Below are 14924 nucleotides of genomic sequence, written 5' to 3'. Positions count from 1 at the left end.
TAGCTGAAATGTAGATGTGCCTTCTTATTCTATTTAGGCAAATAAATGTTTCATGTAGTCAGTTTTCTCTAATAAGCTCGAAAAGCAAATATTTTATCAAAAATAACGTTCATCATGCTGTTAGTGTGCGCTGATTTGCTTTGGGAGATAGATCAATAAAATTTGAAGTGTTAGAATGCGCGCATATTATAGCGGAGAAGATTTTTGATGACTGAATTAAAGAACGATACGTATTTACGTGCGCTTTTGCGCGAACCTGTTGACTACACTCCTGTGTGGATGATGCGCCAAGCAGGACGTTACTTGCCTGAATACCGTGCAGTACGCAAAGATGCTGGCGATTTTATGTCAGTATGTCGCGATGCCGATTTAGCCTGTGAAGTGACTATTCAGCCATTACGTCGTTTTCCACTTGATGCTGCCATTTTATTCAGCGATATTTTAACGATTCCTGATGCTATGGGTTTAGGTTTATATTTTGAAACTGGCGAAGGTCCTAAGTTTGAACGTCCAATTACATGCAAAGCTGACGTTGAGAAAATTGGTATTCCAGATCCAGAAGGCGAATTACAATACGTAATGAATGCGGTTCGCACGATTAAAAAGACTTTAAATGGTGATGTACCACTTATTGGCTTTTCAGGTAGTCCGTGGACATTAGCAACATATATGATCGAAGGAGGCAGTTCAAAGGCCTTTACTAAAATCAAAAAAATGATGTTCGCAGAGCCACAAATTTTACATATGTTATTAGACAAGTTGGCTGACTCAGTAATTTTATATTTAAATGCTCAAATAGCTGCTGGTGCGCAATCGGTAATGGTATTTGACACTTGGGGTGGCGTTTTGTCTCCAAGAGACTATAAAGAGTTTTCGTTGCAGTATATGGCGAAGATTGTTGATGGTTTAACGCGTCATAATGACGGCCGTAAAGTTCCTGTGACCTTATTTACTAAAAACGGTGGAATGTGGTTAGAAGATATAGCGGCAACAGGTTGTGATGCTGTTGGTCTTGATTGGACTATCGATATTGAAAACGCTAAAGCGCGCGTTGGTGATAAAGTTGCTTTGCAAGGCAATATGGATCCATCAATGTTATACGCACCAATGCCTCGTATTGAACAAGAAGTTTCAAAAATACTGTCAGGCTTTGGTGAAGGCGGTACAGGCCATGTATTTAATTTAGGTCATGGTATACACCCTGATGTAAATCCAGACCATGCTGGCCATTTTATTGAGTCAGTGCACCGTTTAAGTAAGCCATATCACTTATAAATAGTTGCTGGCGTTAAAAACATAGGTTATTGGTATTACGATTTACCGCTGATAACCAATTAGAAGGAGCTTAAAGCTCCTTTTTTTATGCCTGAGATATTGATGTAATTGATATTTTTTAAAAACTAGCAGGGCGTAGATAACCTATATATTACTTTTATATTAAGGTATGCTTGAAGCAGAAACAGACATTAAATGGATAGTAAAATGACTAACAACAAAAAAATATTATCAACATTGCTTATCACTTTAGCCCTTAGCGCCTGTGGTAGCAGTTCAACTGATAACGAAGCTGAAAATGCAACAGACAAAGCGGCTAAAGAATTGGTAAAACAAGAGCAGGAAAGTTCACCTGAGCAAGCGGCGACTAAACTCGTTGCTACGCCAACATTAACAGGCGATAAAATGACAGAAGTAAAACAAAGCTTAAAAGATGATTTTAGCGACTGGCAACGTGGTCGTGTGCAGTTTTTAAATTTAGAAGGCGGCTTTTACGGAATTATTACTGACTCTGGTCAGAAAATATTACCGATGAATATGGCGAAAGAATTTGCCCAAAATGGTGCTGTTGTTCGTATTAAAGGCAAAGTTAAAAATGTAATGACCATTCAACAGTGGGGCACACCTTTTACTATTACCGAGATTGAACTAATCAGCCCAGGTAATAAAGTAAAAGAAGCTGATATGTAGCAGCAAGCTGATTACAGGCTGATTAACGACAGGTTAATGGTTGAGTTAGCAGTGTTAAGGTTTTACCACTTTCGCTAACCTGAATTTGGTATAGGTTGCGGTACGCTTTCTCGGTTATGTTTGGCACTTTTAGATCACTCAGCAATGCCGCTAATTGTGGTGTGGTGTTACTGTGGCCTACCACTAAAACATTTTCTTTTTGTTGTAGTAATTGTTGAGCAAATTGTTCTAATTTAGCCGGTGCATATTGTTTTATTGGCAAATCTTGTTGTAAAGAAAAAGGCGTTGCGGTTGCCATAGTGCGTTGATAGGCGGTACTGTAAACATGTTTTATGTTTGTGTGCTCTAGCATGCTAGCGATTTGCCTAGCTCTTAGTTTTCCACAAGGCGTTAATTTAGGATCTTCTTTTACCGCTTGCTTTTCAGCATGACGTACTAAGTAAATACTAAAACTGTCTTGTGCAAAGCTTGGCATTGCAAAAACGCACAGAGCTACGAGTAAACTATATTTCATTTTAACTCCGGTTAATTTTCAAAAGTAAGACAGTAAAAAGGGCAAGGTTATTCATAACCTTGCCCTTTTATATTTATTTAAAACAATCGGTTTAATCCGTTTAATGCCGCTACCCTGAAGGCTTCAGCCATGGTTGGGTAGTTAAACGTTGTTTCAACGAAATATTCAATGGTATTGCCACCATTGGTTTGTTGCATAATCGCCTGACCGATATGAATAATTTCGGCAGCATTCTCACCAAAACAATGAATACCTAATATTTCTTTGGTTTCACGATGGAAAAGAATTTTTAATGAGCCGACTAAATTATTCGAAATTTGTGCGCGTGCTAAATGTTTAAACTGTGCGCGACCAACTTCATAAGGAATTTTAGCTTCGGTCAACTCTTGCTCGGTTTTACCCACAGAGCTTATCTCTGGAATAGTATAAATGCCAGTAGGTATATCAACAGTAAGTTTTGTTTTGCATTCGCTGTCAAGCATTGCACTGGCACAAATTCTACCTTGGTCAAACGCTGCGCTGGCTAAACTTGGATAGCCAATAACGTCACCTACAGCATATATACTCTCAACTTCAGTTTGGTATGAATCGTTAACTTTTAATTGTCCACGCCCGTCAGCTTTTAACCCGGCATTTTCTAGTTTTAAGTCAGCAGTATTACCTGTGCGACCATTTGCAAACAATAAACAGTCTGCTCGCATTTTTTTGCCTGACTCTAAATGCACAATAACACTGTCTTCATTTGTTTCTACGCGTTCAATTTGCTCACCGTGGCGAATAACAACACCGTTGTTCCATAGGTGATAACTTAACGAGTCTGACATTTCATCATCTAAAAATGATAACAAGCGATCACGGGTATTGATCAAATCTACCTTGACCCCTAAGCCGCGAAAAATACAGGCGTATTCACTACCAATAACACCAGCGCCGTAAATAATAATTTGGCGTGGAGAATGTTCTAATGACAATATGCTGTCAGAGTCATAAACCCTTGGGTGAGAAAAGTCGACATCGTCGGGTTGATATGGGCGCGAGCCAGTTGCAATAACAACTTGTTTCGCTGTTATAGTGTCAATTGTGCCATCAGCGCGCAGTACTTGAATGGTATTAGCATCAACAAATGAAGCTTCGCCGTAATAGTGTTCAACTTGGTTGCGATTATAAAAGCCACTCCGCAAATTTACTTGCTTGCGAATAACTGCCGAAGCATGGCCTAAAATATCTTGAAAGGTTAATTCTTTAGCATTCTGTCCAGCATTGAACAAAGGATTTGAGTTATATTCGATTAATCTGCTTACGGATTGTCGCAAGGCTTTTGATGGAATAGTACCCCAATGAGTACAGCCGCCGCCAACGTGATGATAGCGTTCAATAATAGCAACTCGCTTATCTCGTTTGGCTAAGTTCATGGCTGCGCCTTCACCGCCAGGGCCTGTGCCTATTATAATGGCATCGAAATCGTAGCTTTTAGTTTTACTTTTTGCTTTCTTAGTTTCGGCTTTTGCTTGTTTACTCAACGGTTAACCCTTTAATTCCTGCTTCAATAGTAAAAATTTTAGCAGGAATTAAATCTAATACCAATTGAATTAATGCATTCAATTGGTATATCGGCACTGTATTGGTACTGTTTTTACGCGAGTTTTTCTACCATTTTTTGCCAGCTGCGTTGTTGCTCTGCTAATCGACGCTTAATTTCTTGATATTGCGCCATAACTTCAGAGTTCTCAACATCAGCCATTAACTGGTCACGCTTAGTGGCGAGTAAAGCTTTGCGCACTGCATAAAACTCATTAACTTTATGAATAAGTTCATCATACTCATGTTGTAGCCTTTCTAAGCGTTGCTCCGCATCAGGGTGAGCCGCTATTTTCTGTTGGCTACGAAGTAAGATCATGGATAAACGTGCTTTTTCAATTTTATCTTCAGGTGTTACTCGTAACTTTGACGTAAGTTTTAAGTGCTCACAACCTTTAATTAACCATTTAGTAGGGTCAAAGTGCCACCAGCGAATACCGTTACGGTAGTCATTCTCAAAAATGTGATGATAGTTATGATAGCCTTCGCCAAAAGTGAAAAACGCTAATACGCCATTATCACGCGCGGTGTTTTTATCTGTGTAGGTTTGCTTCCCCCAGATATGCGCTAACGAGTTAATAAAGAAGGTAGTGTGATGGCTTAATACTAAACGCAAAAAGCCAAGTAGTAATAAGCTGTTGATCATATCGCCATGCCATAAACCAAATAGAATAGGCACGCCAAAGTTCATTAAAATAGTGAGCAATAAATAATGTTTATGCTGCCAAACAACAATAGCGTCTTTTTGTAAATCGCGGACATTGCTGTAGTCGTTATATTGCTTAGGTTGATGATCTCTTAACATCCAACCTATGTGTGAATGCCAAAAACCCATTTTTGCTGAGTAAGGGTCAACATGGTTTTTATCAACATGTTTATGATGAATGCGGTGATCCGAAGACCAATGTAAAGCACTATTTTGTAATGCGAATGCACCACCTAAAGCGTAAATTAATCTTAAAGACCAATGAGCTTGGTATGTTCTATGCGACCAAAGACGGTGATAGCCCGCAGTAATCGACATGCCACAATATATAAAGCAAATTATAGCGGCAGTAATTTCAGTCGCATCAAAGCCATGAGTAAATGCACGATAAGGTACTGCGATAACAGCGAATAAGAAGGTAATGCTAAATACAAATACATTTAACCAAATAATAGGTGGTTTTTTCATTAATTATCCATCTAGGGCTTAAGCACCAAAAAGTATTTCGGTGTACACATGTACGCTATTCTATCTTTACTCGATGATGAGTCAAGTGTTGTTGATGAATTATTCATGATAATTGTGATTATTATTTTAGCGGTTGCTCAGGGATTAATATCAATTTACTAGTAATGTTAACGATTTTTAGTATCATACCAGGCTAGTTTTAGCATGAAATAAATAATAGGTATACTGACGATGAGTGGTATTAGAGCACTGCAAAAAGAGAAAACGCGTCGTCAACTAATTGATGCTGCTTTGGGGCAGTTGAGTAGTGAACGTAGTTTTTCTAGTTTGAGTTTGCGTGAAGTTGCTAAAGAAGCTGGCCTGGCGCCTACCTCATTTTATCGTCACTTTTCTGATATGGACGAGTTAGGCTTAACCTTGGTTGACGAGGCTGGTTTAACTTTGCGCCAATTAATGCGACAAGCACGGCAGCGTATTGAAAAGGGCGGTTCAGTGATTCAAATTTCTGTACGTACTTTTATGGAGTTTATTGAAAACAACGGTAATATTTTTCGGTTGTTATTACGTGAACGCTCTGGAACTTCGCCGGCATTTCGTGCCGCGGTTAATCGTGAAATTCGTTACTTTACCTTAGAACTTTGCGATTACTTACAACAAGCCAATAAGCTCGATGCTGAACTAGCATATTTACAAGCTAATGCTGCTGTTACTATTGTATTTAGTGCTGGATCTGACGCGTTAGACAGCGATAAAAAGGATTTGGCCGCGTTAGCACAACGAACAATTAAACAATTACGGTTTATTGCTCGAGGTGCATTTGAGTTCAGTGTTCGAAATGATAATCTTATCGAATTGCGAAAAACTAAAGTTAAAGGCGTGACAAAATAACGCCTGTTTCCACATGATGGGTATAAGGGAACTGGTCAAATAAAGCAAAATGTTCAATTTTATGCGTTTTTACCAGTTCAACTAAGTTATCGCGCAGTGTTTCAGGATTACATGAAATATATATAATGCGTTCAAAGCGAGAAACTAACTCAACGCTGTCAGGATCAAGCCCGGCTCTTGGTGGATCAACCAATACGGTTTGATAGTTATAACTGGTTAAATCAAAACCTTCTAAGCGACGAAAAACACGCTCGCCATTCATTGCCTGGCTAAAGTCTTCACTGGCCATTCTTACAATATCAACATTATCTAGTTTGTTAGCTGCAATATTAATTTGAGCAGATTTAACCGATGTTTTTGATATTTCAGTGCCTAATACGCGATCAAAGTTTTGTGCCAAGGCGATACTAAAGTTGCCGTTACCACAATACAGCTCGATTAAATCACCACCGGTGTTTTTAGTTGCGTTTTGTGCCCACAGTAACATGGCTTCATTTACTTTCGCATTAGGTTGGGTAAAGCTGTTCTCAACTTGTTGGTAATGAAACTCTTCACCATTTACCGATAATGTTTCCATAACAAAATCTTTGTCTAGCACAACTTTTTGCTTACGCGCACGGCCAATAATATCAACGGGGGCAATGGCAGATAAACGGGCTTTTAACTGTTGTGCTTGTTCAATCCATTGCTCGTCTAATTGTTTGTGATAAAGCAAACTAATTAACACTTCGCCACTGAGTGTTGAGAGGAAGTCAACTTGGAATAATCGCTGGCGTAAAATTTCGTTATTTCTAATGTCGGCTAAAAGTGCGGTCATAAATTGGTTGATCAGCACACTCGCAACGGGAAAATCTTCAACCTTAAATTTTTCTTTAGTTTCACTATTGAACATTATGTAGTAAAGGTCGTCACCATCATGCCAAACACGAAACTCGGCACGTTGACGATAATTTAACGTAGGCGATGGATAAATTTCAAAAGTTGGTAAGTCAAATTGAGCGAAAGTATTTGAAATACTTTGCTGTTTTTCGTCAAGCTGTTGTTGATAGTTATCGGGGTGAATATGACTAAACATTGAAATACCTTGTTGGAAATGATCATAGCTGAATAAAAAGGCGAAGATTCTAGCCAGTGACCAATTTTTGTCTACTAAATAAAGGCTGTATTCTAGAAGAAATCGCTTTTTAAGCATAGTCTTTAGTCAAACAAAACCGACTAATTATTGAAATGAGATAATCTGATGTGTAAAAGGAAAGAAAAGAAAAGATAAAAAGAAAAAGAATGAAATCAGGTTAAAGCGGTTAACAGCTTTAACCTGATTATTTATATGAGTGAATTATTCAAGCATACGCTTAATTTAACACAGGTTTAATACTTACCAACAAGGTTGATAAACCAACCTTTGTATTCGTAATCAGTAAGTTTTAAGTCGTCACTAAAATCAGTAAAGTTATAACCAACACCAACTTTAAAATGTTGACCTATGTGTCGATCTATACCTGCAAGCCAACCATTTCGTGTTGAGTTTGACTCAACCACTTTTAAACTACGAAACTCAAGTAGTGCATCCCACTGTTTAATAATGTGATAGCGAGTTTGCAATGCAGAAAAGTTAACCGTGCTTTTAAAGAATTCACCAATACCGCGACCTGAGCGTAACTCTCCTGTTCTTCGGCCTAGTTTTGCAGCAAATTCCCACTCAGGGTTGTAACGGTAAGTACCTTCTAAGGTATAAATTTGTGACTTTTGATCGGTACCAAAGTTAGTTTGCGCCAAACCGCGTAAATCGTACAAATAAGTATATTTTCCTAATAAGTTCCAACGGTTGTTATCAAAAGGGCGGTAAGCAAAGCCTACGCTCGCTTCAGTAAACGTGGCATTGGCATCTGGGCTAATGTCATCTTCAGTATCTGAATAGTTATATTTAGCAGCGACACGCCAAGAGTCGTTTATTAAGTAATTTAGGCGATTGGTGGTAAGCCACTGTGTACGCTCTTCAGCGCCTTTATCTTCACGATACTCTAATTTTGTTTGCCATTGCATATCTTTATCGCGAAACCCTAACGAAAGAGAAGCAGCGTCGCGTTCAACATTACCGGCAATCAGTGTTAGTTCGCCATGTTGTAATGAACCGCCTAAATTCCAGCCTTGGCTTAGCAGGTAGTTAACACCAAAAACATGCACAAAGCCTGATTCATTTCTTTCATTGATCGTTTGCGTTTCATTAAATACGTTTAGGCTATCAGTCACTCTTGAACGGTGACCAAAGGTAAGGCCGTTGGTATCGTTAGAGGCAAGTAGTGGGCTAGTTGTATCGGTTGACCAACTGTAGCGACTGTAAAGATTGTGATCGCTATTAACTTGGTAATCAACATCAAGCGCAGCGGTGTCACCACGATGCCCTGTAGCGTACTCTGCACCAATGCTAGAGCGACTCTCTAGTATGTATTTACCGCCTAGCGTGATTAAGTCGTTGTTTTCATAGCCGTCGTCAGCTTCAAGTGTACCTTGAGCAATACCATAAAACTCAAAGCTTGGTGTTAAACGTTGACGGTAGCCAAGTGCAGCCAGCAAACCGGTTTGAGATTGCAGGTTTATTTGTTCTTTTATTTGCTTTATTTCGGCGCTGATATTACCGCTGTTATCAAGGTTTTGCTGAATAAAGAAGCTGATTTGCTGACGCTCATTATTACCTGATTCCTGATTCGTAATGCTGGTACTGTAGTGGCCTGTTTGACTATATTGGCCAGTTACTTCAACCCCTTTTTCAGTGATATCTTCAGTTAAGTCACGTCGAGCAATTGAGAAACCTGCACCGGTATTTTTATGCCATGCCGCTGCCGTTAGCTCTTGCTCTGTGTAGCCTAAAGCTTTTAGGTTTGCTCTTGCTTCAAAACTTAAGGCATCGCCAGATTTATCATTGCCTGTTAGTTCGTCGTCAATAATATTTACTTGCTGAAAGGTTAAACCACCGTTGTCTGAATAAAACACTGGCGCTTGGCTGTTGCGGGTATCACTGTGCTCAATTTTTATGTAGCTACCTTTGCCAGCTTGCAAGGTTAAGTCGGCTCCTGCAAGTTGATAATCGTTACCGGCCCGATTTTCATCAACGTAGCTTAAACCTAAGGCAATGTGGTCGTTAAACCAATGCTTAGCCCGTCCGCCAGCGGTTAAGTGATCAGCGCTAAAGCCGTTTGGTAAGTATTCGTAATCAACTAATAATAGTAATTGATTTCCGTCGAGTGGTTGGTCGCGAATAATACTATTAGCGTTGTTACGTGAAAAGCTGAGTAAGGGGCGCGATAAAATAATACGGCCTTGGAGTTCGTCAACTTGGTAATCAGCATCGCGAGTTAAATCAATTCTATCTAGCGTTATGCCGGTATCTGGATTGCGAACTTCTATTACCAACTTATCAGAGCCGGGTAGTACATCGGTATGTTTTAAGTAATAAATACTACCGCCAGTGCCTAAAAACTCGCTATGACCTAAAGCGGTTTGTGCTTCAGAGACAAAGGCTTTTAATTGACTTTTTTCTTGGCCGTAAGCATTTGACTCAGTTGACTTCCAGTTAAGTACTGCGCCATATAAACTACGGTTGTACTGGCTGTACTCTGTGTCGGTCATTCCGGTGTTGTAATTACCCCAAAGTGCAAGAGATTTGTCCCAATCAACACGGACATAAAAACGCCCTTGAGTGTCTACGTCACGTGTGGTGGTTGAGTCGTCACCATAAACCGGGTAGTACTTGTCAGGATCTAAACGTCTAAAAACATCTACGGGGTCTTTATCTAAAAAGCCATTAAACAACTGTGATAATTCACGCTCTTGAGTATCAGCATGTGCGGTGATTAGATATTTTCCTTTAACCTTACCTTTTAAATAAAATGCAAGGCGACCTTCGATGAGTAAGTCGTCATCGTACCTGTCGTCGCTTGCTAATGGTTCAATATTACCCGTCACTTTATTTTCGCTGATGTTGATGTCAGCAAGCGCCGCTAAAAACATATATTTACCCGTTACATCAACTTTAAGTGGTTTAGTTATTGTGCCTTTTTCACCACTTAAGGTGAGGTCAAATACGTAGTTACCAATTGGCAGTAAATGTTCGCTAGCAAATTTTCGTTCTAAATCTATTGGGTAGTCTTTACCGTTAATTTCAATACTGTATCCTTCGGGTATGTCTTGGCCAAAAATACGCACACGACTACCGGTAATTGGAATGTTTTGCTTGATAAGTTCATTTGTCCCAAAGCTGCCAGTACTGGCTGTATTTGTGTCAGTGGTTACATTGCTAGATGTAAAACTGGCAGAGGTGTTTTGGTTATTAAATTGATTTTGAGTTGAGTTATTGGCTTGCAACGACTGTTGGTTGTTACCTTGATCTAGGTATGTACCGCTGTCGTAAGCTTCAGGCGAAACAAGTTGTATTAATTTGCTTTCTGTTTCGTCCATGTTGCCTTCAGCATCAAACGCTCGTAGCACGTAACGTAAACTATCGCCGGCGATCATCGTGTTCAAAGTTGACGGCTCAACTTGCCATGATATTTCGCCATGGCTATCAAGTTCGGTTAATTCACTGCTAAAAAGAGGGTCAATTAAATCAACATCGTTACCTTTATAAACCACTAACGTTAAGCGTTCTATAAACGCAGGATAGTTGGTAAAGTAATTAAACCTAGCATCGTACTTGTTAAGGCCATCAAATTTTATCGCCTGCGGTGCGCTAATGCTTAACCTAGGGGCGGTAATAGCAGGATCTTCTGTAGCCCAAAAAATTCCACCTAATGGCATTCTGACCAAAAAGTCACCTTGTACGACTGTTTTAGCTTGTTTTTCAGCCGTTGCTACTTCATGTGTTTGCTTACTCAGTGCTAATTCTACTCGGCGATCGTTCGGGGTTTTGTTTACGCTTGCAGCTCGCTCGCCTTTGCTGATAATTTCAACACTAAAACCTTGTGCCGTTTTACATGCGCCGGGTGGGCATACCGGTGTTTGTTGCTCAGCCTCGGTTGTTGTTTCAATTACAGCTTCGCTGCTTTTAGTGTTTAAGTTACTCGCAAAAGAATGTGTTGTTACGCCTGCTAATAAAACGCTACAGGTAAAGGCTAGTGAATGACGTTGGATAAAATTTCTCATTATTTACCCTCCTTCATTGAATTCTCGATTTGTAATTTTTGTATTTTGATGGTCAATTTTTCCCAAACTTCTGCAGGCATGCGTGTTTTTAATTGTTCGAATACAGCTTTAGCACGGCGCAAGCCTAGGGCTAGGTTGTAATCTTCTGATGCGCTGTTGTCGGCAAAGCCGGTAATAGCTAAGTGGCCATTTTCTGCATTCACTAATTGCTTAGCTATGCTGTCGAGTAATGGTTGATATTTTGCTTTTATTGTACTTTTGTCAGACTCGAATAGAACCTTTCCAAGTTGAGTTTGTGTTGCAATGTTTACAATAGGGGCAAAACTTCCATTAACCTCTTCTACTAATTCAACACTAAACGAAGACTGTAGATCTTCACGAATTAGTGGCAATAGCCATTGATAGGTATTGTTGGCTCGAGCATAAGCTAACGCCTGCGTGTGTGCTTGAGCTGTAATTTGTATCGTTCCACCTTGATATTGGTTAATGGTGTTGGACATTTGCGTTAACCACGCTTTATGCTCTGTATTTATTTCAGCGCTATTTTCATTAAATAATAACTCACCAAGTTTAACTAAAGCATGTTGTTCATTACCGCCTAACTGTTGCTTGGCTAGTTGAATTGCAAAGTCAAAACGTGCAGGTAAACCTTGTGTAATACGCTTAACTCTTGGGTTTTCACTAACAAAAATTGTTTCAGGTGGTAACGTTGCTTTATCAACTTTCATGTAGAAGTTACGACCACGGGCTAGGTTTTCAACGTCGACAGCTTCTAGATGGAATCGACCATGTAAGTCGGTTTCAATATATAAACCTTCAACAGTAGCAACTCTTACTCCCGGAATACCAATTTCTTGAATACCCTGGTTTTGAATTACAAGGTCAACTTGATAGTTGCCATTGGCTAGCACGGTGATGTTGCGCTCAATACGTAAATCTTGCGCAGTTAACCCGTCGGCCATTTTACCTACAGGGTTGGCGACTATTTTGCCTTGGCTACTCATGGTTAGATGAGTACCTTCTGCTGTGGTTAAGGTTAAATTATCAGTAAAGGCTAAGTCTTTAAATTGCTGACGAATAATTATTTGATGATTGCTAGCTTTATCGGCTTCACTACTGCGACCCGTTAAATCACCTAAATCAATTCCGTGATTTAGCGGTGCACTTGCATCGGCTAATGGGCGTTGGCCATCAGCATCAATTATGAAGGTACTGTTGGCGATATAACTATTTTCATTAATGCCACCTTGAATAAACACTGCTGAGGCATTAGCGCTGTCTTGCCAATTATCACTGTCTCTATCGTCAAACACTTTGCCAAGAATAGTGACTTCTTCAAAGTCAGGATCCGCACCAACGATAACGGTTGCTGTAGCTTCATTACCAATTGGTGCACTGCCTAAGTAAGGAGATACTCGGTTAATATGCTTACCACGAGCTACACCTGCACCTACGCGAAGTATATAGACAAATTCAACAGTCGATTCTGCGGGTACGTCAATACCTGAAACGGTCAGTGGTTGTTTGCTTGTTATTTGCATTTCACCGTCGGCATCATTGGTATAGGCTGAGTTTTCAACATAAGTGAAACCTGCCGGCAGGTAATCAATCAATGTTAGGTTTTCAACATCAACTTCGCTAATGTTTTCAATTTGAATGTTATAGCGTACTAAGCCACCAATAAGTGTTTGTTTTGTGTTAGCACTTTTTGTCAGGCGGATCATGCTTGGGTTCACACCTATTTTATCAACAGGAATATGGTTGTTGATCACATCTGGATCACCTTGGGCCAAGGTGAAATCCATATAATATGTAGTGTCATCGCCAATTTCTGGTGCTGTAGCTGAGTTAGATAATGCAAATGGATTTTGCTGACCTGTAGGGTCTAAAACGCCAGCTTGTGGCAATATCAAGTTTGAATGGCTTGGTTGATATTCTTCTTCAGGAGCAGTAACCACTAAGGTAAATATGTCGTTGTGCTGACAAGCTGGATCAGCGCCTAAGAATAATAAAAAGAAATAATAACCGTCTTCACCAGTAATTTGGTCTTGCTGATTTGGCAGTAAACAAACATCAGGTAATACTGTGCCCGCGTCATTAATAATACTAACTAATGAGTTGGCGACAGGGATACGAGTGATTGAGTCGTATACCACGCCACTAGGATCAACAGGTACTGGAACATTGACAGATTCATTCGCTGGAATAGACACTACGGTACTGAAAAAAGTTGTACCGTTAGGAGTCATAAAGTCAACGGTGTAGTCACCTTGTGGTAAATTCTCAATAGAGAAGAAGCCATTTTCGTCGGTGAGTATGGTGGCAATTATATTTCCATTGGTATCGGTTACTTGTACCGTCCAGTTAATCAGTAGCGGCTCACCTTCGTTGAGGGCATCATTGCGATCAGCATCAATCCAAACGACACCTTGCAAGCTACCTGCAGGCAATTCAAATGGTGTTGGATCATCGGTACCGCCGCTGCTGTTACCAGGTGCGCTTGGGTTGTCACCACCGTTAGCAGGGTTGTTACTTGCGTTAGTTCCACTATCTGACAAATCGTTAACTTCTACACCACCTGTAGAGGTACCTAAAGCTTCTGCTTGGTTAGTTATTATACCTTTTGCTTCTTCAGCGCCAGGGTTTAACTCTAAGGTGAAACTAATATTAATACTTTGCCCAGGCATTAAACGACCACTGATGCCATCAAATAAGTTTGCTGGGAAATCAGTGTTTAAGTTAGGTGTTTCTTCAGCAGTAGAGGCGGTAATCTCTGCTGCTTCACTCACACTGACATAGGAACTACCAAACTGTGCGCTGAGGTCGTCAACAAGTTGGATATTAGTTAAAGGTACATCACCATTGTTTTGAATAACTAAAGCAAATGGTACGTCGAAGTTGCCGACACTACCATTGACAGTAGGGACTATTTCACCGCTTACCGTTTTAGCTACACCAATCGCTGGCGCTTCAGTAAAAGTAACCGGTGTTGGATCGTTATCCGTTCCATCACCATTGTCGCCAATAGTATTAGCACCGTTATCTGAATCGTCATTAACATCAGCACCGCTTGGACTTTGACCTGAAGCAACAACCGTATTGTTGTATGGTCCAAGGTTAGTACCCGGCGTTACGGTTAGACTGAGTAACAAAGTATCTTTTGCGGCAACGGCAAGGCTTTGGTTAGCAGCTAAAATATTACTATCACTTTCGCCATCAAAATCAGCATTTACCGTTAAGGTATTTGCACTTAATGCGTTCACAACAAACGTAGCAGGTGCCGGGAAAGTTGCCCGTAAATCTTCGACAATTTGTACGTTGCTTAAAGAGATATCACCGATGTTTTCCACCACTAATTGGTAGCTTAAGTTATATGTACCATCGCTGTTGTTAACAGGCTCTGCGACTAATAACTTAGCAATACCAATGGCCGGAGCTTCGGTAAAAGTAATTGGCGTTGAGTCATCAAGACCACCTTCACCGTTATTACCTTCAGGGTCGATACCGTTGTCTGATGTATCGTCAATGCTATTGCCACTTGGACTAACTCCTGAGGCTAACGCACTATTATTATAAGGACCTAAGTTACCGGCAGGTGTTAGTTCAAGCACTAAGGTAATAATGTCACTTGCGCCTAGCACTAAGCTTTGATTCGCAGCTAACAAG

At 40.2% G+C, this 14924-nt stretch carries 9 protein-coding genes; 3 read left to right on the top strand and 6 right to left on the bottom strand.

The genetic code is table 11. From position 1 onward, the window contains the following. Positions 1-207: 207 nt before the first annotated feature. Together hemE and AC27H3_RS17770 are read left to right on the top strand one after the other, a co-directional pair. Positions 208-1275 carry a uroporphyrinogen decarboxylase gene (gene hemE, locus AC27H3_RS17775; protein ID WP_487108060.1) on the top strand — a complete coding sequence of 356 codons (1068 nt, stop codon included), beginning with the start codon at positions 208-210 and terminating at the stop codon, positions 1273-1275. Positions 1276-1482: 207 nt separating this feature from the next. Beyond that, entirely contained in the window at positions 1483-1965 is a 483-nt protein-coding gene (locus AC27H3_RS17770) for a hypothetical protein (protein ID WP_487108059.1), read from the top strand. Positions 1966-1987: 22 nt separating this feature from the next. Here the strand turns inward: AC27H3_RS17770 and AC27H3_RS17765 are convergent, their stop codons facing one another. From AC27H3_RS17765 to AC27H3_RS17755, 3 genes are all read right to left on the bottom strand, one after another. After that, entirely contained in the window at positions 1988-2479 is a 492-nt protein-coding gene (locus AC27H3_RS17765; RefSeq protein ID WP_487108058.1) for a histidine phosphatase family protein, read from the bottom strand. Positions 2480-2556: 77 nt separating this feature from the next. Next, on the bottom strand, positions 2557-3999 hold the full coding sequence (sthA, locus tag AC27H3_RS17760) for a Si-specific NAD(P)(+) transhydrogenase (RefSeq protein WP_085306102.1): 1443 nt from the start codon (positions 3997-3999) through the stop codon (positions 2557-2559). Between the two features lie 113 nt (positions 4000-4112). Continuing rightward, positions 4113-5231: a fatty acid desaturase gene (locus AC27H3_RS17755; protein ID WP_487108057.1), complete on the bottom strand. Its 1119-nt coding sequence runs from the start codon at positions 5229-5231 to the stop codon at positions 4113-4115. Between the two features lie 231 nt (positions 5232-5462). Between AC27H3_RS17755 and fabR the strand changes: the two genes are divergently transcribed. Further along, entirely contained in the window at positions 5463-6119 is a 657-nt protein-coding gene (gene fabR / locus AC27H3_RS17750) for an HTH-type transcriptional repressor FabR (RefSeq protein WP_487108056.1), read from the top strand. Here the strand turns inward: fabR and trmA are convergent. The 3 genes from trmA to AC27H3_RS17735 all read right to left on the bottom strand — a co-directional run. Beyond that, positions 6100-7194 (bottom strand): tRNA (uridine(54)-C5)-methyltransferase TrmA, encoded by a 1095-nt coding sequence (trmA, locus tag AC27H3_RS17745; protein WP_487108055.1) that lies wholly within the window; start codon positions 7192-7194, stop codon positions 6100-6102. The two genes, fabR and trmA, sit on opposite strands and share 20 nt — an antisense overlap. 293 nt (positions 7195-7487) lie before the next feature. Beyond that, positions 7488-11258 carry a hypothetical protein gene (locus AC27H3_RS17740; protein ID WP_487108054.1) on the bottom strand — a complete coding sequence of 1257 codons (3771 nt, stop codon included), beginning with the start codon at positions 11256-11258 and terminating at the stop codon, positions 7488-7490. Next, positions 11258-14924 (bottom strand): OmpA family protein (locus AC27H3_RS17735; RefSeq protein ID WP_487108053.1); only part of this gene is annotated, 3667 nt, incomplete at its 5' end. The genes AC27H3_RS17740 and AC27H3_RS17735, both read right to left, overlap by 1 nt.

The organism is Colwellia sp. NW0002-52-1, assembly GCF_057550865.1.
Note: the sequence above shows the minus strand (reverse complement) of the source record. Positions and strands in the feature narration are given on the sequence as shown.